A 22,626-nucleotide genomic window follows, 5' to 3' on the forward strand; every position below is an offset into this window, starting at 1 on the left:
TTTTATAAAGAACCAAATAAAGCGAAACAAAATTGATTGTTAATTCCTAGTGGTTTCGGGCCTTATTTTAATTTTTTTTATCGGAGACACTTCTTTATTCCATTTGATTAGTATCATAAAAGAAAAGATGAAGCCGGCACAATCTGTTAGTTCCCGGTATTGAAAGGAGAAATGGATATGAAAGTAATGCTTGATGCAGGACATGGGTATCAAACACCTGGGAAACGGTCCCCCGATGGAATGAAAGAATACGATTTTAACCGCGCTGTCGCAGCCTATGCCAAACTGTTTTTGGACAAGCATAAAGGGGTTGAGGTTTACTTTTCCCATTCCGACAAGGAGGATGTGCCCCTCCATAAAAGGGCCGCGCTGGCGAATTCCATCGGCGTGGATATATTCATTTCCATACATGCGAATGCTTTTGGCGACGGCACATGGAACAATGCGTGCGGGATTGAAACCTTCGTACATACTTCCAAACCAAAGCAAGCCATAAGCCTCGCGAAAAAAATCCAAAGTACGGTGACAGCCATGACAGGGCTTCCCGACCGCGGCGTAAAAACGGCTAACTTCCAGGTCCTGCGTGAAACAAAATGCCCCGCCGTTCTTGTAGAATGCGGATTCATGACAAACCGTCAAGAAGCAAAACTCCTCCAATCCAACCACTATCGAAAACTTTGTGCCAAAGCCATTACAATCAGCATTGCGGGGTCAGTCCCCCGCTGAAGGAACGCTTTAAAGCGAAGGGGGACAGGCCCCCGCCACGGTGAAGTGTTAATATAATGGGGGAATGACTCCGTTAAAAAATCCAGCAAAGGGATTTTCTTCTTTGCTGGATTTTTTAGTGAAGATTTTTTATTAGTTAATGCTGATTGCTCCCGTTTTTGTATCGGCAAAAATATGAAGTACCGATTCCGGAGAATGCCCCGTTTTAAAAGTAAGAACCTTTTGTACCACTTCATTTTTTTCTTCGACGACCTCAATGCCTGGGAGATTGGCGCTGAGGCTTCCTATATTGGACTTTAGCTGCCCGTTGACTGCCGTCCCCGGCTCAAGGTTCACGTAGATTTTACCGGTAACGGTCCTCGCATGAATATATTCTCCCCGGCCGGTTGGCAGGTCGCACAAAATATCACCGGTAAACGATTGGGCATCCACCTTGTTTAGGATGCCCTCAGCCACAATTGAGCCATTTAAAGTTTCGGCCTCTAATTTTTCCAGGCTGGCATGTTCAATGGTGATTCCGCCATTGGCCGTCTCAAGCTCGGCTGTTTTACCTGAAAGTCGCATGAAGTTTATCGGACCATTAGCGGTCTTAGCCTTTATCTTCTCTCCTTGCAGATCAGTCCCGTTGATGGAACCATTGAACATTCTTACGGTGATACGGTCATAATACGCTTTTGGAATATAAATGTCCGCTTCGACCTTCAATGTCTTTTGCCTGGAAGCAAAACGGAATGACTCTCCGTGCACTTGAAACATAACATCCCGCAAAAAGTTCTTCCTCGCTTCCTCCTGATCTTTAACCCGGTATACCTTTGCTTTGCATTCGACACGCAATTCGTGCTGGTCCCATGGAATCAATGATGCTTTCCCGTTTGCTATTTCTATATTGATTTCTTTGAGAAGGACTTCGCTTTGATGGAAAATATGGGACATCTCTATCATCGAGCCAAAATTAAAATCCAAATCGGCTTCCTTCATTTTTTTTATGGCACTGTCGATAAAATCAATTAGTTTTTCTTTTGAGGATTGAATCTTTTTCTGAAAGGAAGCATCCGATTTCTCATAGGACTCTTCCTTCCCGTTAATCGGCACAAGCTCGTTAAGCAGAGTTTCTTCTTTTTTTGCACTGGCCTGTTCAGCTTTTTCCAATTCTTCCAAAAGGCCAAGTGCTTCATCAGCCGATAACTGGCCATCCTGTACCAATTGCAAAATCCGTTTTTTTTCCTCCTGCATTCTTCATCCCCGCCTTTCGCTATGTATCCACTTTATTACAATCTCTATCTATAATGTGTACGCAACATTAGCATGAAAGTTTCATTGATTTTGTTTTATTAGGGAGAGTCCAGGTTCCACTGATGATTCGACAAGGAAATCGACAATATTTTCCGGGAAATGATAATTTACTCTCCGGGAATTTACATTTTCTGCAGCTATTGAACCGTTGATTAATAAAACAAACTCCACTTCGATGTAAATTCAACTAAACCAGACATCCTGAAAAGGCAGAATTAAAGAAATTTCATTTGAAAACAGTGTCCCTTATAACTCATTGACACCATTAAAGTGAATGACAAAAAAGAGCCTGCATCAAAGGAATCTGAGCCTTCCTTGATGCAGGCTTTAAGTTTAGAGGTCCATTCCATTAAACCTTTTGTTTGTGTTTCCTCATTACTTTCGGGAAATACACAAATCTCGCTTTACATAAAGTGATCAGTCATGGCGTAGGCTTGGGAACGGAACCGTGTTCCAGAGAAAGTAGAAAGGGAGCTGTTTATAAAAATGATAGCGGGGATGTGCTCATACACATTTTTATTAATTAAAATTGCATGTGTTAAGCAGGCTTACATGGTGACTGTTTTTAAAGACGTATAAACAAGTCAAGGAAATCAAGGAAATGAAGTGCGCTTAAAAAAAAGCACCTCCAATTGTTGAATAACAATGGAAGGTGCAGTCAGTATCTGCTGCTCTTTATACGTGTTCGTGCTCTTTTTCCTTGATTAATTTCTCCATCCGGATCTGGTCACGTGTAAGAATTGGTTTAAGGTATCTTCCTGTATGCGACTCTTCTACCTTTACCAATTGCTCCGGCGTACCTGCAGCCACAATCGTTCCGCCTTTGTCCCCGCCTTCCGGCCCAAGGTCGACAATATAATCTGCCGCTTTTATGACATCGAGGTTATGTTCAATCACCAGCACGGTATCGCCATTCTCGACCAGTCTTTGCAAAACGGCAAGCAGCCTGGCAATATCATCAACATGCAGCCCGGTAGTAGGTTCGTCCAGAATATAGAACGAGCGGCCGTTGGACCGGCGATGCAGTTCCGATGCAAGTTTGACACGCTGGGCCTCCCCTCCGGAGAGAGTCGTAGCCGGCTGGCCAAGCGTTACATATCCAAGGCCGACATCAGAGATCGTCTGCAGCTTTCTTTTGATCTTCGGGATATTTTCAAAGAATGAAAGCGCGTCTTCAACAGTCATATCGAGGATGTCAGAAATATTTTTCCCTTTGTATTTCACTTCCAATGTTTCGCGGTTGTACCGCTTTCCATGGCAGACTTCACATGGCACGTAAACATCCGGCAGGAAGTGCATCTCGATCTTGATGATGCCGTCCCCACGGCAGGCTTCACAGCGTCCGCCTTTTACGTTAAAGCTAAACCGGCCCTTTTTATATCCTCGTATCTTTGCTTCATTGGTTGCAGCGAATACATCGCGGATATCATCGAAAACACCTGTGTATGTTGCCGGGTTGGAACGAGGCGTTCTTCCTATTGGTGACTGGTCAATGTCGATCACCTTTTCCAGGTGTTCGATTCCTTTGATTTCACGGAATTGTCCCGGTTTCGCCTTGGCTTTATGCAGCTTTTGGGCGAGTGACTTATGGAGTATTTCGTTGATCAGAGTGCTCTTTCCCGAGCCCGAAACACCCGTCACTGCAATAAAGGTTCCAAGAGGGAACTTCACATTTACATTCTTTAAATTATTTTCTTTGGCACCCTTGATTTCCACGAATCTTCCATCGCTCTTGCGTCGCTCCAGGGGAAGCGGGATGAACTTCTTCCCGGATAAATATTGGCCCGTCAACGATTTCGGGTCTTCCATTACATATTCAGGTGTTCCGGCAGAAACAATACTTCCCCCGTGAATACCCGCTCCGGGACCAACATCGATCAGATAGTCAGCAGCAAGCATCGTATCCTCATCATGCTCGACAACTATTAAAGTATTTCCGATATCCCGCATATTCTTTAATGTATCAATCAATCTGTCATTATCACGCTGATGGAGTCCGATAGACGGCTCATCCAGAATATATAGGACACCGGTCAACCTGGAACCGATTTGCGTCGCCAGGCGGATCCTCTGAGCCTCCCCGCCGGAAAGGGTTCCGGCTGCTCGGCTGAGCGTCAAATAATCAAGCCCTACATTTTCCAGAAAACCTAAGCGTTCCTTAATTTCTCGGAAAATCAGATTCGAAATCTTCTTTTCTTTTTCGGTCAATTCCAAAGTGTCGAGTGATTTCAAAGCTTCCTCAACAGAAAGGGAAGTGATCTCGCTAATGTGCCGGCCCTGGATTAAAACGGCAAGGCTTTCTTTCTTCAGCCTGTGGCCTTTACAAGTCGGGCAAGCATGCTCAGACATGTATTTCTGCATCTGTTCCCTGATATAATCTGAGCCTGTTTCCTTGTATCGGCGTTCTACATTCTTTAAAACGCCTTCGAACTGAAAATAGTTTTCACGAATTTGCCCGAAGTCATTTTCATACCTGAAATAGATTTTGTCATTCTTCGAGCCGTACAGGATCTTATCCAGTGCAGCTTCGGATAAATCCTTCACAGGCACATCCATGTCAATGCCATAATGATTGGCTATCGCCTCTGTCAGTTGAGGATAATATTGCGAGCTGGTCGGCTCCCAAGGGGCGATGGCATGCTGCCTCAAAGTAAGGTCCTTGTTTGGCATCACTAGTTCCTTGTCCACTTCAAGCTTTGAACCCAGGCCGTCACATTCCGGACAGGCGCCAAAAGGGCTGTTAAAGGAAAACATACGGGGTTCCAGCTCGCCTATTGAAAATCCGCAATATGGGCAGGCATGATGTTCACTGAACAGCAGCTCTTCCTCCCCCATCACATCGATGATTACTTTCCCTTCACCCAGCTTCAAGGCGCTTTCCAATGAATCCGCAAGCCGCGCAGACACGCCTTCTTTCACGACAATCCGGTCGATAATGACTTCGATGGAATGCTTTTTGTTCTTTTCAAGGCTGATTTCTTCCCCTAAATCATGCATTTCCCCGTCAACTCGGACGCGGACATAGCCTTGTTTCTTAATATCCTCCAGTACCTTTGCATGTGTTCCCTTCCGGCCTGATACCAGCGGGGCCAGCACCTGCAGTTTAGTACGTTCCGGATATTCCATGATTCTATCAACCATTTGTTCAATCGTTTGGGAGGTGATTTCAATATTATGGATCGGACATGTAGGCCTTCCTATCCGGGCATATAATAACCGCAGATAATCATAGATTTCCGTAACCGTCCCTACAGTGGAACGGGGATTCCGGCTTGTCGTTTTCTGGTCGATGGAAATCGCCGGCGACAGCCCTTCGATTGAATCGACATCCGGCTTGTCCATCTGACCCAGAAATTGCCGGGCATAGGCAGACAGCGACTCTACATAGCGCCGCTGCCCTTCGGCGTAAATCGTATCGAAAGCCAGGGACGATTTACCAGAGCCTGAGAGGCCGGTTAAGACAACAAGCTGGTCCCTCGGAATCGTGACGTCTATATTTTTCAGATTATGGGCCCTGGCGCCTTTTACAATCAGTTTTTCCATTGCCATTCTCTCGTCATCCTTCCGCTTTTAACTCCAGCAATAAATCACGCAGCTCCGCAGCCCGCTCGAAGTTTAATGCCTTCGCTGCTTCTTTCATTTCTTTTTCCATGTCCGCGATCATCTTTTCGCGTTCTTTTTTCGTCATGCTGGCTAAACGAGGAGACGGCGTGTATTCTTCCTGTTCCTCGGCCGCATGGGTTGCACGGATCGCATCCCGGATATCTTTTTGTATCGTCTGCGGTACGATGCCATGCTCTTCATTGTATTTTTCCTGTATGGCACGGCGGCGTTTTGTCTCGCCAATCGCCAATTCCATCGAATTCGTCATTTTATCCGCATACATGATTACCTGCCCATTCGCATTCCGCGCGGCACGCCCTATCGTTTGGATTAACGAACGCTCGGAACGCAGGAAGCCTTCTTTATCCGCATCCAGTATGGCCACAAGTGACACTTCCGGTATGTCCAATCCTTCCCTAAGCAGGTTAATGCCAACCAGAACATCGTATTTCCCCAACCGCAAGTCGCGAATGATTTCAATCCTTTCCAATGTCTTTACCTCAGAATGAAGGTATTGAACCTTTATGCCGATCTCTTTCAGGTAATCGGTTAAGTCCTCGGACATCTTTTTCGTCAAGGTAGTCACAAGCACGCGTTCATTCTTATTGATCCGGTCCTGGATCTCACCGATTAAGTCATCAATCTGACCCTCAATCGGACGGATGTCAATATTCGGATCCAAAAGTCCGGTAGGCCTGATGATTTGTTCTACCATCTCAGGTGTATGTTCCAGTTCGTATGGCCCTGGCGTGGCCGAAACAAATACCGCCTGGCCGACTTTCTTTTCAAATTCTTCAAATCTTAAAGGCCGGTTATCCAGCGCCGAGGGAAGGCGGAACCCAAAATCTACAAGCACCTGCTTGCGGGCCTGGTCCCCATTGAACATTCCGCGTACTTGCGGCAGTGTGACGTGCGACTCATCAACCACGAGGAGAAAATCGTCCGGAAAATAGTCAAGAAGCGTATAGGGAGTAGAACCCGGCTCCCTGAGTGTCAGGTGGCGGGAATAGTTTTCAATTCCTGAACAAAATCCCATCTCGCGCATCATCTCAAGGTCGTATCTTGTCCTTTGCTCGAGCCTCTGCGCTTCAAGAAGCTTATCGTCCTCCCGCAGTTCTTTTAAGCGCACTTCCAGCTCATTCTCGATGTTTTCAATCGCTATCTTCATTTTTTCTGCCCTTGTAACGAAGTGGGATGCCGGGAAGATCGCGATATGGTCCCGTTCAGCGATAATCTCCCCTGTCAATGCATCTACTTCACGGATCCGGTCGATTTCATCACCAAAGAACTCAACCCGGACACAATGTTCATCCCGGGAAGCCGGAAAGATTTCCACGACATCGCCCCTGACACGGAATGTCCCGCGCTGGAAGTCTATATCATTTCTCTCATATTGAATGTCCACCAATCTGTGAAGCAGTGTGTTCCTTTCCATTTCAGCACCGGTACGGAGCGAAACGACCATTTCCCGGTACTCTTCCGGTGAACCGAGCCCGTAAATGCAGGAAACACTGGCGATAATGATTACATCCCTGCGTTCAAATAAAGCGGATGTAGCTGAGTGGCGCAGCTTATCTATTTCATCATTTATGCTTGAATCTTTTTCTATGAAGGTATCTGTGGAGGGTACGTATGCTTCCGGCTGGAAATAATCATAATAACTGACGAAATATTCAACCGAGTTGTTCGGGAAAAATTCTTTGAACTCACTATAAAGCTGTCCCGCCAGCGTTTTGTTATGGGCAATGACAAGCGTAGGCTTGTTCACTTCTTTAATGACATTGGAGACAGTGAACGTTTTCCCCGTACCCGTCGCACCAAGCAAAGTCTGATGCTTCTTTCCTTTATTGATCCCTTCGACAATCTGCCGGATTGCTTCCGGCTGATCTCCCCCGGGCGAATATTTTGAGACTAACTCAAATGTATCCTTCAAGAGGCAGGCCCTCCAATCGTATTAAAAATTCATAAAAACACCATATATATTTACAAATAATAAGAAGGCAAAAGATGTCCCCATTGCCTTAACTACTATATTTATAGCCAACCCTGAATTCCATATACACATTGTACCATAAAGCAATCGAAACAAACCAATAAAAAGCGAACGTTTATTCGCTTGTTTTCCGACAAAGACTTCTGTGATTGAAAACAAAAAAAGCACCTGTTTCAGGCGCTGCGGGACGCTTTTTTGCTCATCCTTAAAGAAAGCCAAAAGCCAACTGTCAATGAAAATGCGTCTATGATGATCAGCCACCAGGTGTGTGTGTAGCCTTTGTAGGCAGAGGCAGCTATCAGGGCAACAGTCAATACAAGCCCGACCACTGTATTGTAGGTAACCCTTGAAAAAAGCATGACCAGCAAAGCCGGGAATACGAGAGCAGACAAAACCTTAATCATTTTCTTCCCCTTCCGGATACATAAAACTCGTTAAACTGGCAGCCGATTTCAGGCCTGGACAAAGGAAAAGTTGCATTTACCTGAATTAGCCGCTGCATATATGCACATCCGAACTGAAATATCTTCAAGCAAACAGAATCCATCCCCTTGCGACAGGGTACAGGAATAATATTCTTGCATATTTAGTTTAAATGATTCCTACCCTTTTGCCAAACATAACGATCAGGTAAGTTATAGAAGATTTTTGGCCGCCCGGTTGAAAAATGGCAGAAAGAAACCTTGCCTCTTTTTAGGCCGGCAAGGCTGGTGATTTGTACTAAACGAATATTAATAAGGATCCTGGGAATGTCCTTTTTCTTCCGCTTGCCTTGGTGCATCTTCTGCTCCTTCTGCTCCAATAGGCTCCCTGCTGGACGTATTGCCCGGATCGGAATTCAGCAGCCCTTCCTCGACCCTGCGGCCATACTCGGCATCACATTGCTTGAACATATCGATCATCTTCGTTTTAATTCTCACATCACATGGTGCAAGAGTGTTCACCAGGTTCGTGATCAGTTCTTCCCTTTCCCATTCTTCAAAGTGCCTGTAAGTTTCCCCTGCCTGGCCAAAATTGTTTTCCCGTTCAATGCCTTCACGGACCAGTTTCCCCTCGACATACGGGGTGTGCACTTTTCCTTCTTGCTTTGCTTCCTTCAACCCATTAATGGTAGATGGTTCATAATTAATATGAGGGCTTTGATCTTCACCTTTATCAGGCCTATACCGCATTCTGCCTCCCTGTTGGTTCGTTGCCACGCGCTTCTTTGGCGAGTTGATCGGGATCTGCAGATAATTAGGGCCTACTCTGTACCGCTGGGTGTCGGAATAAGAGAATGTTCTTCCCTGAAGCATTTTATCATCGGAGAAATCCATCCCATCCACAAGTACTCCAGTACCAAAGGCCGCTTGTTCTACTTCATTGAAATAATCATCAGGATTCCGGTCAAGCACCATTTTCCCTACTGGCAGCCATGGGAACTTATCCTCCGGCCACAGCTTTGTATCATCAAGCGGATCAAAATCCAATTCCGGATGTTCCTCATCGCTCATGATTTGTACAAGAAGCTCCCACTCCGGATAGTCTCCTCTTTCAATCGATTCATACAAATCCTGGGTGGCATGGTTGAAGTTCTTGGCCTGAATTTCCTCCGCTTCCTTCTGTGTCAGGTTTTTAATGCCCTGCTTTGGTTCCCAGTGATATTTAACAAGTACCGCTTTCCCTTCTTGATCGATCCACCTGTAGGTATTCACCCCGGATCCCTGCATCTGGCGGTAATTTGCCGGTATGCCCCACGGCGAGAACAAGAAAGTAATCATGTGCATCGCTTCAGGGGTATTAGAGATAAAATCAAAAATCCTTTCGCCATCCTGGATATTCGTCACCGGATCTGGCTTAAAGGCATGGATTAAGTCAGGGAACTTCATCGCATCGCGGATAAAAAAGATTTTCAGGTTATTCCCGACTAAATCCCAATTTCCGTCTTCCGTGTAAAACTTGACGGCAAAACCGCGCGGATCCCGTAATGTCTCCGGGGAATGCGTACCATGGATGACTGTTGAAAACCGGACAAATAACGGCGTCCGTTTTCCTTTTTCCTGAAAAAGCTTTGCCCTTGTATATTTAGAAGGATGCTCCTCGCCGACTTTCCCGTATGCCTCAAAATAACCGTGTGCCCCTGCTCCCCTGCCATGAACTACGCGTTCGGGGATCCTCTCACGATCGAAGTGGCTTATTTTTTCAATAAAATCATAATTTTCTAAGGTAGCAGGTCCACGATTGCCTACTGTTCTGATGTTTTGGTTGTTTGTTACAGGATGTCCCTGACCGTTCGTGAGAGTGTCGTCCGTCTCCATTTCCGATCTCTTATGTTTTTTCTGCGACTCGTCCTTGTCCATTTAGATTCCTCCTTCAAAAAAGCTAGTAGACACGCTTAATACTGTCCCCATCCACATGAAAAAAATCCCTTAATTTACAAAGAAATTAACATAAAGGAAAAAAGTTGCTTTAGATACACAAAATACACCTACAAAAATAGTAAAATGTTCCTAAATTACTGCATAATCCTAAAGAACATGACAATTTAACCGATATTTTTTATATACTTTCCCAGATAAAGCTGTAAAAAAATAAGGCAAAAGATGCAATTTGCCAACACCTTTTCTCATCATTTACGGTTTGCCTGATTTTTTAATGGCTTTGTCTAGCAGCATGTTGGAACTTGTAGAAATTTGGGAAAAACTCTTTTGAAAGGCGGCACAGCATGATAAAGAAAATCACAACTATATTAGCAGCCACGGCACTCACAGCATCGTTATTCATTTTCTCTGTTCCCGGCACACAGGCATCGGCTTCCACGCAGGCCAAAGTAAATGCTTCAATACTCAATATCCGGGAGAAACCCGGTACAACCTCGAAAGTCTTAGGAACGTTCAAGAAAGGACAGGTCATTACGGCAATCCAGCAGCAAAACGGATGGACTCGGGTATCCTTCAGCGGAAAAAACGGATGGGTTTCTTCCAAATATCTATTGCCCGTCAAAGCAGCTGCGAAAACGCCTGCTAAACCTGCCACTGTTACAAAGCCAGCTACATATTATGTAACAGCCATTGCATTAAATATCCGCAAAGCACCGGGAACTTCTTCCACCGTACTGACGACGGTTAAAAAGGGGGAGGCGGTTACTTTTTACGAGAAAAAGGTGATATCCGGAAAATCATGGGGCAGGGTAAAAACAGCCTCCGGAAAAATGGGATGGGCTTCACTTTCGTATCTGACATCCAAAGCCCCGGCAAAACCGGCTTCAAAACCGGCTCCAAAGCCGAAGCCAGAACCGGAGCCGTCTACACCGACTGCTGAACCGGATGTCAAATATTATGTCACCGGCGCGAGTGCCCTGAACATCCGGAAGGAGCCAAGCACTTCATCCTCAGTTGTAACAGCTGTCAAGAAGGGCGAAGCGGTAACCTTCTTCGAGAAAAAAGTCGTATCCGGCAAATCTTGGGCCAGGGTAAAAACAGCTTCCGGCAAGACGGGGTGGGCTTCCATGTCATACCTGTCGACGAAGCGGCCGCCAGCATACTCTGTGTCAGGAAAAACAATCGTTATTGACCCGGGCCACGGCGGAAGTGATCCTGGCGCTATCGGAAAAGGCAAGACACAGGAAAAAACCATCAATCTGCAAACTGCAAATGAACTGAAGCTTTTATTGCAAAATGCAGGGGCAAAAGTAATCATGACACGTACTTCAAATACAAGCCGAAAACTTGAACTAAGCGAACGAGTCGCGATCAGCCATAAATATAAGGCAGATGTCTTTATCAGCATCCATTACAATTCCGCCTCAGATGATGGAGCAACCGGCATTGATACTTTCTATGATAAAACGTATGGAAATGAAGCAGAGCTGGCGAAATCCATCCAAACTGAGCTTATCAAACAGACGGGGATGAGGGACCGCGGTGTAAAGACTGCTGGATTTTATGTGGTGAAATATAATAAAGTGCCTTCGGTTCTCGTGGAGCTTGGCTTTATCTCCAACCCGAACGAAGAAAAGTTGATCGCTACAAAAGCTTACCAGCAAAAAGCGGCCAGGGGAATATTCAACGGCTTGAATAAGTATTTCGATTAATTGATGAAAGAATCCCGCCTTCGGTAATTGCCGAGGCGGGATTTTTTGGCGATTGCAGAATACAGACTAAGTATGCAACGTACCGTGGTAATGCATAGGTAACCCACATTCTTCTGGCCCGGGTCTGCTCCGTCATCGCCTTTACAAAAGCTCGGGAATCCGGAGTGCCTAATCCTGTATCGCGGTTTCCACGGCTGTATTTTTTTCGTTCATTTTCTCAAGGCTCTTCCTGAAATAAACAAAGGTCCTCTGAAAGACAGGGCTTTGAATAAATGTATAAAGAAAAGTGACGATAAAAACAGGTCCGCCAAGCAGGAAGCCAATCAGCAACACGAGGGATTCCACGATAATCCTCGCCCTGCTGACAGAAAGCCCGGTCCTATCAGAAACCGTGAGCATGAACCCGTCGCGAGGACCCGCTCCGATACCGGAAGCGACATACACTCCTCCTCCAAATCCCGCCAATAGGATTCCAACAAAAATGATTAAATAATCCATCCATGTATGCGTTGCATTTGGGAGAAGATCCGTCCACAAAAAGAAATCCATGATCGGGCCAAGCAACAAGGCATTCAAAAAAGTTCCTATATTAATATATTTCCGGTCGATAAGAAGCGAAACCGCCACAAGGAAAAACCCGGATAGAACAGACCAGGTACCGATTGTGAAGCCGAAATTTTGAAACAGGGCCACGTTTAATACCTCCCACGGATGAAGGCCAAGAAACTTTACCTTAACCGCAATCGCATTCCCCAAGCCAAGCAGCGTCAAACCTGTGAAAAACATGAACCATTTGATAAACAAGAACATCTTTTTTGCCTCCGCACCAAAGTATTCAAACAATTCAATTCCCTCTGATAATATTTCTATATAATAGCACAACAGACATTCATGGGTAAGAATTATTATGTAAAATTTTCTTGCTCCGAAACTCATCCATAAGACGTTGCAGTAATTCATGTTTACCAAGGGTTAGCAGGTTTTATAATCAGCAAAATCCCTGACGTATTCTGTCAGGGATTTTTATTTCGAAGGCTGTTCCATTGGTCCTGCCATTTTATTGATGTATCCTTTAAAATTGATGTACATTGTCATTTTATTGATATACACTGCTCTTTCATATAAAAGACAAATAGCTATATTCATCCTCAAGGTGGAACGATATTTCCTTTGCCGCTTGTTCGGCGATTTTTTTTGCTTCTTCTATGGAAGTGTCCGAAGATGCCAGCACATACCCATACCGGTCCCCCATTGACAAAGGCGGACGCAGGAATTTCCCTTTTCTCGGTTTTATGAACACTTCTTCGACTCCAGGATAGTTCGAGGCTCGCTCTCTTCCGGTTACTTTAGACAATGTTCCCTCGCATGAAGCAGTCAGGTAATGGGCGTATACGTATTTGCTATGTTTTCTCGCAAGGCGGGGCTCATTGCCCAAATAAAGCTGAATCGTTTCCTCTACCAAATTTATGCCGTATCCAATTTCAATGATCCGATTCATCGCACCGCCTGAAATCCGTGGATTGACCTCAATTAATTTCCATTGCCCCTCGGCCAATCGCATTTCAAGATGGCAAGCGCCATTTTTCAGTTTCAATGCTTGTACAATCGAAGCAACAGTATCATGTATACTGTCGTAAAATTGTTTTTCCATGTGCGGAATCAAAGAATATCCCGTGACGATGAATCGTTGCTGGAATGTGATTTCTTGTGCTATCACTGCTATTATATGGACTGTTGCATTATGGACGACAGCTTCGATTAGATATTGCGGCCCGGATATAAATTCTTCCAACAAGACAGGTGTATCTCTATACTTCTTTGCTAGTTTTTTAATGGCCGATTTTAATTGCTTTTTGCTGGTCGCAGGCAATACATCCTTTGAACCTGCAGATTTAGGGGACTTTACGATAAGAGGCAAATGCTTCTCTTGCCTGGGAAGGAAAGATTGCAGCGAATCCTCCGGCTGGAAAATAGCGAAGTACGGCGATACCGAATGGTTCTTTAGAAGCCTGCGGGTTAATGTTTTATCTTCCATATTGAGAATTTGTTTGGAAGACACAATGCTCGTGCATATCTGTTCGGCCAAAGCAGCTGCTACGTGAACATAAGGATCGATAAAGCTTAAAATGCCCTGAATTGTTTTTCCTTCTTTTTTCAGCTTGAGGATGGCCGTTTTTAGAGTGCTGCGATTTGAAAGATCTGTCAATATCATCTCGTCCACATCAGGAAACTCGGAAATCTGTTCCATGAATTGAAGCCTATCCGTGAACACAATCGTATAAAAACCAAGCCGTTTTGCCGCCCTGACTGCTTCCCTGCTTGAACCCGATTTGTTGGTTCCGATAAACACTATAGAATCCATAAGTTCATTTTCTCCCACCCGCATGAGCTAATTTAATATCTACCTTTGATATTTATAGAATATTGAAATAGGACAAAAATGGTTCATGGTTTGGCTTAAAAATAGGGAGATTCACTAGATTCGGAACCGGGCGGCTCCAATCCCCACAAAAAAATCATGGCAGCAGTCACGGCTCCATGATTTTTTCATATAAAATTCGAAACGATGCGTCGCGGTCGTTTCTGTCAAGGAAGTCTTGTTCCACAAGAGCGGCAAGCAATTTTCTTTTTTTGCCGGGATCTTTTACTTCTTTGATAATCCGTTCCCGCCAGGCAAACAAGAAATCCAGATAGTCTTCATACCGCTCATCATACAGTTCGGCGATGTCGCGGGTGATTTTCCTTGAAAGCATGGGACTGGCCCCGGATGTGGAAACCGTAATCACGAGGCCTCCCCTTCTAATGATGGATGGAGTATGAAAGTCTGAATCCTCAGGGTTATCGGCAAGATTTACGAGCTGGTTAGGCTTTATGATGGAAGCAATCCATTCATTAACCTGAGCGTCATTTGTCGCGGCTACCACGATAGCCGCATCCTGCAGATCTTCTACGGATACTTCTTTTTTGCGCCAGGCGATGGCATCCTGCACTTCCCATTGCCTCAATCCTTCTGTTATTTCCGGGCTGATTATGGTAACATCCGCCCCAGCTTCCAGCAATCCCTTCACCTTTCGCTCAGCCACCTTCCCGCCGCCAACGACAGCTGCTGCCTTGCCCTCAATATCAAGATTGACAGGATAGTACTTTTTCATTTTCTTTCATTCCTCCCACTTCTTTATCGTGAGGGTGCCAAATTGGGTGTTATTTTTTTGTATGTTCGGGCGTGATCGACAGGAATTGTACAAGAGCTTCTTTTGTCGGGGAATCCGGCATGCCCTTCGGATTAAAACCGTATTCTTCGGCAGTATTATAAGTATGTTCACCCATACAAACAACGTTCAACCCGTTCATCACATCCTTCAACAACAGCCCGGAGGATTTCAGCCCTGAGCTGAATTGCTGAACAGATGCACTGCTCGGAAATACAGCAGTATCCAGTCGCGCTTCTTGCATCATCCGTGTGAAAATCGGCAGATACTGCCCATCCAGTTCAATTCGGGAGGTCAAGAATATATCTAAACTACCATATTTGCTGATATAGAATGCTCTATCGGTCTCCAGACGATCATCCCCGATAATCAGAAGCTTACCCGAGTTGTTGCTGATGTCCCCGGCAATTTCAGCCAGTAGGCCTCGTTTCATCAAGGCTTGCTTTGATTTATTAGAGCCGGCGTACAAATCACCCCTGATTAGACGGATGTCGATACCGCGTTCAACCAGCAGCCCAAAGAACTCATGGACACTTTCTGGTGAAGTGAAGAGAATCTTATCGTAGCTGCCAATCCGGTCCAAAATGTCCTTATCCACTGGCACTGCGGCACGTTTCCATTTCGGGAATTCGATAACATCCGCTCCTTGTTCCCTGAGTTCAGAGGCAATCATGCTTTCCTCTGTACCCGTTCTCGCAAGCAAAATTTGACGCCCATACAACGGCTTTTTATCAAACCAGCTAAGCTTCCCATGGAGCGAGACAATATCGCCTACGAGCGTAATCGCCGGATTGCTGAAATTCACGCTTTCCGCTTTTTCCGCAATCGTGTCAAGCGTTCCTTCCAGTGTCTTCTGCCTGCCCATTGTTCCCCATTGTATCAGGATGACGGGAGTTTCCGGTACTTTTCCGTACTTCATCAGGTTTTCACATATATAAGGAAGGTTGGCAACGCCCATATAGAACGAGATGGTGTCGATGCCTTGTGCGAGGGCAGCCCAGTTTATATTTGGTTTTCCATTTTTTGATTTATCATGGGCGGTCACTACGGCGAACGAGCCTCCATACTCCCGGTGAGTCACCGGTATCCCCGCATACAGGGGAGCAGCGATTCCGGATGTAATGCCGGGGACCATTTCAAAGGGTATCCCATTTTCGGCAAGGCCTGCAGCTTCTTCCCCGACCCGGCCGAATACGCCTGGATCGCCGCCTTTTAGTCGGACAACAGTTTTCCCTTCCAGCGCTTTTTCAATAAGAAGTTCATTGATTGCATCCTGGCGCAGGAAATGGCGGTCCGGAAGCTTTCCGCCATAAATCAGCTCACAATCGCTCCTTGCAAAATCCAGCAGCTTCGGATTGGCCAGCCTGTCATACAGGATTACATCCGCGCGGCGGACCGCTTCCATTCCCTTCATTGTAATCAGGCCGATATCGCCCGGTCCGGCCCCGACCAAATACACCTTTCCTCGCTTCATGTGTAATGACTTCCTTCCCCTTTAAAGCTTTTGTTTGCTGGCAGGGAAAGAGTAACCATTTCCCATGCTGCATAAATGTTGGAAAATCCCGACTTATCGCCGGTATGGCGAAAGTTGATGTCTTGTTCATATATTTTCAAAAGATGCCAACTTTGTTAAATATAAAAATCAATGCTTAATCGCCACTTACAAAAAATCCGTAAAGCGGCATTTTAAATTCCTTTTATCTTATTGTACTATAATAAGATAAACCTTATCTGCTTGCACCACAATTTTATAGATTTTTTACCTGTCCTTCATCCGGGGCTCGAACTTTCCCGTCCAATAAGGGCCGGCTCCAAGCCGTGTTAGTGCAGTAATCATTCTATTGTCCCTTCTCTATTTCAATGCATTGGGATGTTCGCTCAATCTTTGGACTTTCGCTCATATATTTGGTTTTCCGCTTATATACTGGAATCTTCTCTAAGGTGTGGATTGGGCGAGGGAATCCGCTGCTTTAAATTTAATTGTGAAATTCGTCACATTATGTTTAGATATTTTAACCGGACACACCCTCATCATAATGTAAAGACATTACCGGCTTAAGAAAACACAGTATACTTTCCCTCACTATGTAAAATAAAAGTGCGTACTTCCAAAAAAATGTTATAGATGTATACTATATCTGTTCACTTGCAAAACAGTTCAAAAGCCTCAGTACTTCTATGCAAGGAATGGAGTTTCATGGGGTATATTATTTTTGTACATAATGTGCCTTTTTGTGCTCATTTTAATCTTAACAACAAGTAGGAGGGGTAGAATGGAATCATTAAAAGGAAAAACGGCTTTGATTACCGGGGCAGGCAGAGGGATAGGAAGAGCTGCTGCAATTGCGCTGGCAAAGGAAGGCGTACATATAGGAATGATTGGGTTGAACATGGACAACCTTGAAAAAGTAAGCGAGGAATTGGCGGAGTATGGGGTGACCGTATCAGCGGCTGTTGCAGATGTGTCAAATCTTGATTCTGTAGAGCATGCGGTGGAGCATATCAAATCAGACCTGGATTCGATCGATATCCTGATAAACAATGCCGGGACTGCCAAATTTGGCGGTTTTCTTGAATTGTCTCCGGAAGAGTGGGAGAAAATCATCCGCGTTAACTTAATGGGTGTTTATAATGTCACAAGGGCTGTGTTACCTGGCATGATCGAAAAGAAATCGGGCGATATCATCAATATTTCGTCAACGGCCGGACAAAAAGGAGCACCCGTTACGAGTGCTTACAGCGCGTCCAAGTTTGGTGTCCTTGGCTTGACCGAGTCGCTAATGCTGGAGGTTAGAAAGCATAATATCCGTGTATCCGCATTGACGCCAAGTACCGTTTCAACCGATTTAGCGTTCGAGAACAACCTGACCGACGGGAATCCGGAGAAAGTAATGCAGCCGGAAGACCTAGCTGAACTGATTGTGGCCCAATTAAAACTGAACCCAAGGGTATTGATCAAATCAGCGGGAATGTGGTCTACAAATCCATAAACATGTAAAGATTTAGGATGTGAGATGCTTAAGCAAATGGCTCCCATTTCTTTGATAAGCAAAGGTCCAACGGAAACTATCTCTTCCTTGGACCTTTTTTTCGTAAAAAAACTAAAAGAAAGAACAGAGAAACAATACCCGCAATAACTTTCCCCTGCCATTCCCAATGAAGCACCTGCTGAACCGAATAGGCTTCCAGCAATAACGCCGGCACCTTCCCAATCGTGCTGGCAATAGAAAAATTAACAAGAGTCATTTTGCTTGCGGCACCAGCTAAGGTTACAAACCCCGATGGAACAAGGGGGAATAATCGCAGAGCAAGTATCAATAAAAACGCTTCAAGCCCCTTGCTTTTTTGCAGCTTTTTGATATACCTGTTTTGATGCCCATCTTCCCGCAAAAACCTGCGTATGCCCTTTCGGTACAAATAAAAGCTTATAATAGCGCCGAGTGCTTCTCCTAGAATGGAAATGGTCACTCCGTTTAAAAAGCCAAAAAACATGATATTGGCCGCCGTTAAGAAAACGCTCGGGACAATGCCCAGTAAAGAGATTATAATATTTAAAAAAATACTGAGCCAAATGGCGTATCCGGAATACTCTGCAAACCAGTTTGCTACCTGATCCTCCATATCCCCCACCTTCCCCTTTCTGTAATAAAAATATAAACCAACCAGAAAAAACAGTCCCGCCAAAGTTACCAGAAACAAAAAATGCCCCACTCATGTTTTCCATAAGTAAGGCATTTATTATCATTCGAGAATATCCGGTGGTGCATGGAATTTCCGGTCTTCCTGGCATGTTTCACATAGATGGAGGTGGGAGGCGCCAACCAGGTCCTCGGCGCTCTCCATTGCTTCTTCATTTCCGCAAATTTCACATTTTCTCATAGGCCGCCTCCTTAAAATAATTATGAAAGTGGTTACTGTTCAAAAGAACCGGACGCAACTTCATAGCCGTTATCTAAAAGTCTCCGTTCAAAGTCCTGTAATTGGGCCATCCTGTTGTCAAAGGTTAATTTCGCCCGATTTCGTGAAAGATCCACCTCAACTCTTCCAATCCCCCATACATCTTCCAGGGCGCTCATAATTCTGTCAGCATCGGCCTGGTCTTGCATATTCTTGATCACAATAACCGCTTCTTCCACTGCCGTTCACCCTTTCTTTTGCTCCTTGTTCTGTAGAAACACCTCGCCCATTCCTTCCAATAAACCAAGCATGGATGTCATAGCTGCCCTGCTTTCCGGGCTTCGCAGCCTTCTGCTAAGCGCCCAAATCGATTGCTTTTCGCCATTTTCGCCTGTGTTTGATAGCCGCTTTAGGCCGCTGCCAACCGCATCGAGTAACGTATTTAACTGACCGGGCTGCAGGGCTCCCAAGAACCCCACAGCACCCATTGCATTCTTAATAATATTGTGCATGCCCGGCTGGTTTATTTGCTGAATGGCTATTGCGCCTACTTCAGTGCGCTGTTCCAGGAGAGCGTGTACAGCTTCGAGCGCTTTCATTTCATGAAGTCCCTTTAATATCCCAAGAGTTTTCATGATTGCTTCCTGGTTTTCGGCAACCTCCCTCATGATGCTGGCTATTGCCTGATCCTGTTCTTCCTGTACATTCGGGACAGTTTTACTAATTTGCCTGATTGCTCTGGCCATAATCATCCCCCTTTATCTCAAACAGTTGATCAATCGGTTTGTAATCTTCCCTCTGCCATTTTTCTTCCACCCTGACGCTGATTTGCGGCATCCGGTTTCCGTACCGGTGATTTTCCCTCGGCAGCGGCCGTTCGCCTTCCTGTTTGATTACCTCCATTTTGACACCCATTTCCTTATAGGCAGGCGTATGGGTGATTAAATCATGGTAGCTGCTCGTCAGTTTGTTTACAGCCTCGATATCCTCTCTCGAGTGCATTGGCAAGTACAGCTCATCGCCTTTCACCCGGTCAGTCACAATCGCACGCACCTCAACGTAACCATAAGGAGACGTCAAGCCAACCAAGGTGCCGTCCTGAATATTGCGCTCTTTCGCCAATTGATGCGAAACCTCCAGCCACAAATCCGGCACCTTATGGGTAATGCCTTCTGTACGATATGTCAAATTTCCTTCGTGGAAATGTTCCAGGATACGCCCGTTATTCAAATGCAGGTCAAACTCTTCCCCTGCAAAAACAGGAGGTGTCCAGTCAACCGGTACGAATCTTGCTTTGCCGTCAGCGAAAGCGAATTTCTCTGTGTATAGCAATGGAGTATCTGTTCCATCCGGTGCTACAGGCCAAACAAGGCTATTCCATCCCTCAAGACGATCGTAGCTTACACCTGCAAAGAGCGGGGCCAGGCTTGCCGCTTCATCCATAATTTCTGACGGATGGTTGTAATTCCAATTCGCACCCATGCGATTGGCAATCAGCTGGAAGATCTGCCAATCAGGCTTGGCCTCACCTAGCGGCTCGAAAACTTTATGGAACCTTTGAATCCTGCGTTCTGTATTAACGAAAGTGCCATCCTTTTCAAGGCTCGGGGCTGCAGGCAAAACAACATCAGCAAATTGAGCCGTTCTGCTAAAGAAAATGTCCTGGACTACAAAAAAGTCAAGCTTTTCAAAAGCAGAGTGCACGTGATTGATGTTCGAATCCACCAACGCCATTTCTTCCCCGAAAAGGTACATCGCTTTTATCGTGCCTTTATGGATGCCTTCTACCATTTGATGGTTGTTATAGCCGGGATCTTCAGGCAAGGATACTCCCCATGCTTTTTCATAACGCTCACGCACTTTTGGGTCTTGAACAGCTTCATATCCCGGGAACCAGGCCGGCATTGTGCCGAAATCACAGGCGCCCTGGACGTTATTGTGCCCCCTCAAAGGATAGGCACCGGTACCCGTACGCCCATAATTTCCGGTAACCAGCAATAGGTTGGATATTGCAGTACTCGCATCAGTAGCACCGGAATGTTGCGTGATTCCCATCGCCCATAAAATACATGTTCCTTTTGACTCGTGAATCATGTTTGCGATGGTTAGCAGCTCATCCATGGAAATTCCTGTTTTTTCAACGGCATATTCCAGAGTGAATTTTTCAAGGCTTTTTCTCAGTTCCTCAAAGCCGTTCACTCTGTTTTCAATAAACTCCCGATCCTCCCATCCTTGATCAAGGATATATTTTGTGACGGCGTTTAACCAAATAAGATCGGTACTTGGTTTTGGATGAATAAATACATCCGCGCGTTGTGCGAGCTCGTTTTCCCTTAAATCGACCACAATTAATTTTTGCCCGTGCAGCTTATGGGCTCGTTTCACCCGTGTGGATAAAACAGGATGGGATTCCGCCGGGTTTGCACCTATAACAATCACCAGATCGGCTGCGACGATATCCTTCATCGTCCCTGAATCACCGCCATGGCCCACAGTTCTAAGAAGCCCGGCTGTGGCCGGTGACTGGCAATAACGTGAGCAATTGTCAATATTATTCGTCCCCATGATGCTTCTGGCAAACTTCTGGAATAAGAAATTCTCTTCATTGGAGCACTTGGACGAAGCTATGTATCCAATTGAATCTGGTCCGTGCTCTTTTTTAATTCCACCCAGCTTTTCTGCTATTAAATCAATAGCTTCTTCCCAGGTAGCCTCGACAAACTCATCACCACGCCGAATTAAAGGTTTAGTCAAGCGATCTTCGCTGTTCACAAATCCCCAGCCGTACTTGCCTTTTACACACGTGGATATACCGTTCACCGGTGCTTCCTCAGAAGGCTGTATTTTTAAGATTTCCCTGTCCTGTGTCCAAACTTCAAAGCTGCAGCCTACGCCGCAATACGTACATACTGTTTTTGTCCGCTTAATTTTAGCCTTCCTCATGGAGGCCTCTACTTCGGAAATCGCAAAGATTTCTCTATATCCCGGCTCTACTTCTTTGGTTAAGTCGATCATTGGCCCGAGAATTTTCGGAGGGATTCCGGTTAAGAACCCTGCTTCACCAAGCATTGATTTATCCATTAACGCATTACATGGACACACATTGACGCAGTGGCCACAAGATACGCAGGAGGATTCGTCGATCGGCACATCGTTATCCCAAATTACACGGGGTACCTCCCGGCTCCAATCAATACTCAATGTTTCATTTACCTGCAGGTCCTGGCAGGCCTCCACGCATCGGCCGCAAAGAATACATTGATCCGGTTCATAGCGGTAGAACGGATGGGACATATCAGGCGGATAAGGCTTAGCCTCAAAAGGGTAAGCCTGATGGGAAAGTTCCATATATTCTACCGTATTATGAACCGTACAATTGCCGTTATTGTTATCGCAGACGGTACAGTATAATTCATGATTCTTCAGGATTCGCGACATCGCCTCGTACTGGGCTTCCTTCACAGTTTCTGAATGGGTATCCACAGTCATCCCTGGCTCTACCTTCGTCGCACATGCACGGACCATCTTCCCACCCGCATTCACAAAACAAGTATCACAGCTTTGGATCGTCCCAAGGTTAGGATGATAACAAACACTCGGAATAAACAACTCCTGGGACTTGGCCACATCCAAAATCGTCTGGCCCGCCTCGGCAGTAAACTCCTGCCCATCAATCTCAACCGAAAACTTCCCTTCGTTCATTACTCAAACCTCCTTATTTTGGGGATACACCCCCACTCCTTTAACGCATTACCTTACCGGGGGTCAGTCCCCCATCCCTTTAACGCGTTACCTTGCCGGGGGTCAGTCCCCCATCCCTTTATCGCGTTACC

General features: G+C 45.5%; 17 protein-coding genes. 3 read left to right on the top strand and 14 right to left on the bottom strand.

Annotated features, from left to right (window positions below; genetic code table 11):
• Nucleotides 1–177: 177 nt before the first annotated feature.
• On the top strand, nt 178–726 hold the full coding sequence (locus tag D0466_RS10635; RefSeq protein ID WP_117322538.1) for an N-acetylmuramoyl-L-alanine amidase: 549 nt from the start codon (nt 178–180) through the stop codon (nt 724–726).
• 132 nt (nt 727–858) lie between these two features.
• Here the strand turns inward: D0466_RS10635 and D0466_RS10640 are convergent, their stop codons facing one another.
• The 5 genes from D0466_RS10640 to D0466_RS10660 all read right to left on the bottom strand — a co-directional run bounded on the left by D0466_RS10640 (nt 859) and on the right by D0466_RS10660 (nt 9,954).
• Nucleotides 859–1,959 (bottom strand): DUF4097 family beta strand repeat-containing protein, encoded by a 1,101-nt coding sequence (locus D0466_RS10640; RefSeq protein ID WP_117322539.1) that lies wholly within the window; start codon nt 1,957–1,959, stop codon nt 859–861.
• A 735-nt stretch (nt 1,960–2,694) separates the two neighbouring features.
• Complete coding sequence (gene uvrA / locus D0466_RS10645) at nt 2,695–5,568, bottom strand: excinuclease ABC subunit UvrA (protein WP_117322540.1); 2,874 nt, start codon at nt 5,566–5,568, stop codon at nt 2,695–2,697.
• Nucleotides 5,569–5,575: 7 nt separating this feature from the next.
• Entirely contained in the window at nt 5,576–7,555 is a 1,980-nt protein-coding gene (gene uvrB, locus D0466_RS10650) for an excinuclease ABC subunit UvrB (RefSeq protein WP_117322541.1), read from the bottom strand.
• 233 nt (nt 7,556–7,788) lie between these two features.
• A complete protein-coding gene (locus D0466_RS10655; protein WP_117322542.1) occupies nt 7,789–8,019 on the bottom strand; it encodes a CsbA family protein in 231 nt (76 codons plus the stop codon).
• Nucleotides 8,020–8,346: 327 nt separating this feature from the next.
• Nucleotides 8,347–9,954 carry a catalase gene (locus D0466_RS10660; RefSeq protein ID WP_117322543.1) on the bottom strand — a complete coding sequence of 536 codons (1,608 nt, stop codon included), beginning with the start codon at nt 9,952–9,954 and terminating at the stop codon, nt 8,347–8,349.
• Nucleotides 9,955–10,319: 365 nt separating this feature from the next.
• Here D0466_RS10660 and D0466_RS10665 point away from each other — a divergent pair, with 365 nt between their 5' ends.
• Nucleotides 10,320–11,687: an N-acetylmuramoyl-L-alanine amidase gene (locus D0466_RS10665; protein ID WP_117322544.1), complete on the top strand. Its 1,368-nt coding sequence runs from the start codon at nt 10,320–10,322 to the stop codon at nt 11,685–11,687.
• Between the two features lie 168 nt (nt 11,688–11,855).
• On the opposite strand, the gene D0466_RS10670 is transcribed toward D0466_RS10665, so the two are convergent.
• The 4 genes from D0466_RS10670 to cobA form a co-directional block, all read right to left on the bottom strand.
• Nucleotides 11,856–12,497: a YczE/YyaS/YitT family protein gene (locus D0466_RS10670; protein ID WP_117322651.1), complete on the bottom strand. Its 642-nt coding sequence runs from the start codon at nt 12,495–12,497 to the stop codon at nt 11,856–11,858.
• A 307-nt stretch (nt 12,498–12,804) separates the two neighbouring features.
• Nucleotides 12,805–14,049: an ATP-grasp domain-containing protein gene (locus tag D0466_RS10675; RefSeq protein ID WP_117322545.1), complete on the bottom strand. Its 1,245-nt coding sequence runs from the start codon at nt 14,047–14,049 to the stop codon at nt 12,805–12,807.
• A 166-nt stretch (nt 14,050–14,215) separates the two neighbouring features.
• On the bottom strand, nt 14,216–14,839 hold the full coding sequence (locus tag D0466_RS10680; protein ID WP_117322546.1) for a precorrin-2 dehydrogenase/sirohydrochlorin ferrochelatase family protein: 624 nt from the start codon (nt 14,837–14,839) through the stop codon (nt 14,216–14,218).
• Between the two features lie 49 nt (nt 14,840–14,888).
• Nucleotides 14,889–16,370 (bottom strand): uroporphyrinogen-III C-methyltransferase, encoded by a 1,482-nt coding sequence (gene cobA / locus D0466_RS10685; protein ID WP_117322547.1) that lies wholly within the window; start codon nt 16,368–16,370, stop codon nt 14,889–14,891.
• Nucleotides 16,371–17,169: 799 nt separating this feature from the next.
• On the opposite strand from cobA, the gene D0466_RS10690 reads away from it, so the two are divergent.
• On the top strand, nt 17,170–17,886 hold the full coding sequence (locus D0466_RS10690; RefSeq protein WP_117322548.1) for a 3-ketoacyl-ACP reductase: 717 nt from the start codon (nt 17,170–17,172) through the stop codon (nt 17,884–17,886).
• Between the two features lie 76 nt (nt 17,887–17,962).
• Here the strand turns inward: D0466_RS10690 and D0466_RS10695 are convergent, their stop codons facing one another.
• The 5 genes from D0466_RS10695 to fdhF all read right to left on the bottom strand — a co-directional run bounded on the left by D0466_RS10695 (nt 17,963) and on the right by fdhF (nt 22,495).
• A complete protein-coding gene (locus D0466_RS10695; RefSeq protein ID WP_117322652.1) occupies nt 17,963–18,517 on the bottom strand; it encodes a TVP38/TMEM64 family protein in 555 nt (184 codons plus the stop codon).
• Nucleotides 18,518–18,637: 120 nt separating this feature from the next.
• On the bottom strand, nt 18,638–18,775 hold the full coding sequence (locus D0466_RS22205; RefSeq protein WP_158555888.1) for a hypothetical protein: 138 nt from the start codon (nt 18,773–18,775) through the stop codon (nt 18,638–18,640).
• A 32-nt stretch (nt 18,776–18,807) separates the two neighbouring features.
• Nucleotides 18,808–19,032, bottom strand: a complete 225-nt coding sequence (locus tag D0466_RS10700) for a heavy-metal-associated domain-containing protein (RefSeq protein ID WP_117322549.1) — start codon at nt 19,030–19,032, stop codon at nt 18,808–18,810.
• A 6-nt stretch (nt 19,033–19,038) separates the two neighbouring features.
• A complete protein-coding gene (locus D0466_RS10705) occupies nt 19,039–19,539 on the bottom strand; it encodes a DUF1641 domain-containing protein (protein WP_158555889.1) in 501 nt (166 codons plus the stop codon).
• A complete protein-coding gene (gene fdhF / locus D0466_RS10710; RefSeq protein ID WP_117322551.1) occupies nt 19,514–22,495 on the bottom strand; it encodes a formate dehydrogenase subunit alpha in 2,982 nt (993 codons plus the stop codon). The genes D0466_RS10705 and fdhF overlap by 26 nt, the downstream gene beginning before the upstream one ends.
• Nucleotides 22,496–22,626: the final 131 nt, after the last annotated feature.

This window comes from Peribacillus glennii (assembly GCF_003429105.1).
Taxonomy (GTDB): domain Bacteria; phylum Bacillota; class Bacilli; order Bacillales; family DSM-1321; genus Peribacillus; species Peribacillus glennii.

What these genes read in the sequence shown, in the direction of transcription:
- D0466_RS10635 (WP_117322538.1), top strand. Translation starts at nt 178, where the DNA reads ATGAAAGTAATGCTTGATGCAGGACATGGGTATCAAACACCTGGGAAA.
- D0466_RS10640 (WP_117322539.1), bottom strand. Translation starts at nt 1,959, where the DNA reads ATGCAGGAGGAAAAAAAACGGATTTTGCAATTGGTACAGGATGGCCAG.
- uvrA (WP_117322540.1), bottom strand. Translation starts at nt 5,568, where the DNA reads ATGGCAATGGAAAAACTGATTGTAAAAGGCGCCAGGGCCCATAATCTG.
- D0466_RS10655 (WP_117322542.1), bottom strand. Translation starts at nt 8,019, where the DNA reads ATGATTAAGGTTTTGTCTGCTCTCGTATTCCCGGCTTTGCTGGTCATG.
- D0466_RS10660 (WP_117322543.1), bottom strand. Translation starts at nt 9,954, where the DNA reads ATGGACAAGGACGAGTCGCAGAAAAAACATAAGAGATCGGAAATGGAG.
- D0466_RS10665 (WP_117322544.1), top strand. Translation starts at nt 10,320, where the DNA reads ATGATAAAGAAAATCACAACTATATTAGCAGCCACGGCACTCACAGCA.
- D0466_RS10670 (WP_117322651.1), bottom strand. Translation starts at nt 12,497, where the DNA reads ATGTTCTTGTTTATCAAATGGTTCATGTTTTTCACAGGTTTGACGCTG.
- D0466_RS10675 (WP_117322545.1), bottom strand. Translation starts at nt 14,049, where the DNA reads ATGGATTCTATAGTGTTTATCGGAACCAACAAATCGGGTTCAAGCAGG.
- D0466_RS10680 (WP_117322546.1), bottom strand. Translation starts at nt 14,839, where the DNA reads ATGAAAAAGTACTATCCTGTCAATCTTGATATTGAGGGCAAGGCAGCA.
- cobA (WP_117322547.1), bottom strand. Translation starts at nt 16,370, where the DNA reads ATGAAGCGAGGAAAGGTGTATTTGGTCGGGGCCGGACCGGGCGATATC.
- D0466_RS10690 (WP_117322548.1), top strand. Translation starts at nt 17,170, where the DNA reads ATGGAATCATTAAAAGGAAAAACGGCTTTGATTACCGGGGCAGGCAGA.
- D0466_RS10695 (WP_117322652.1), bottom strand. Translation starts at nt 18,517, where the DNA reads ATGGAGGATCAGGTAGCAAACTGGTTTGCAGAGTATTCCGGATACGCC.
- D0466_RS22205 (WP_158555888.1), bottom strand. Translation starts at nt 18,775, where the DNA reads ATGAGAAAATGTGAAATTTGCGGAAATGAAGAAGCAATGGAGAGCGCC.
- D0466_RS10705 (WP_158555889.1), bottom strand. Translation starts at nt 19,539, where the DNA reads ATGGCCAGAGCAATCAGGCAAATTAGTAAAACTGTCCCGAATGTACAG.
- fdhF (WP_117322551.1), bottom strand. Translation starts at nt 22,495, where the DNA reads ATGAACGAAGGGAAGTTTTCGGTTGAGATTGATGGGCAGGAGTTTACT.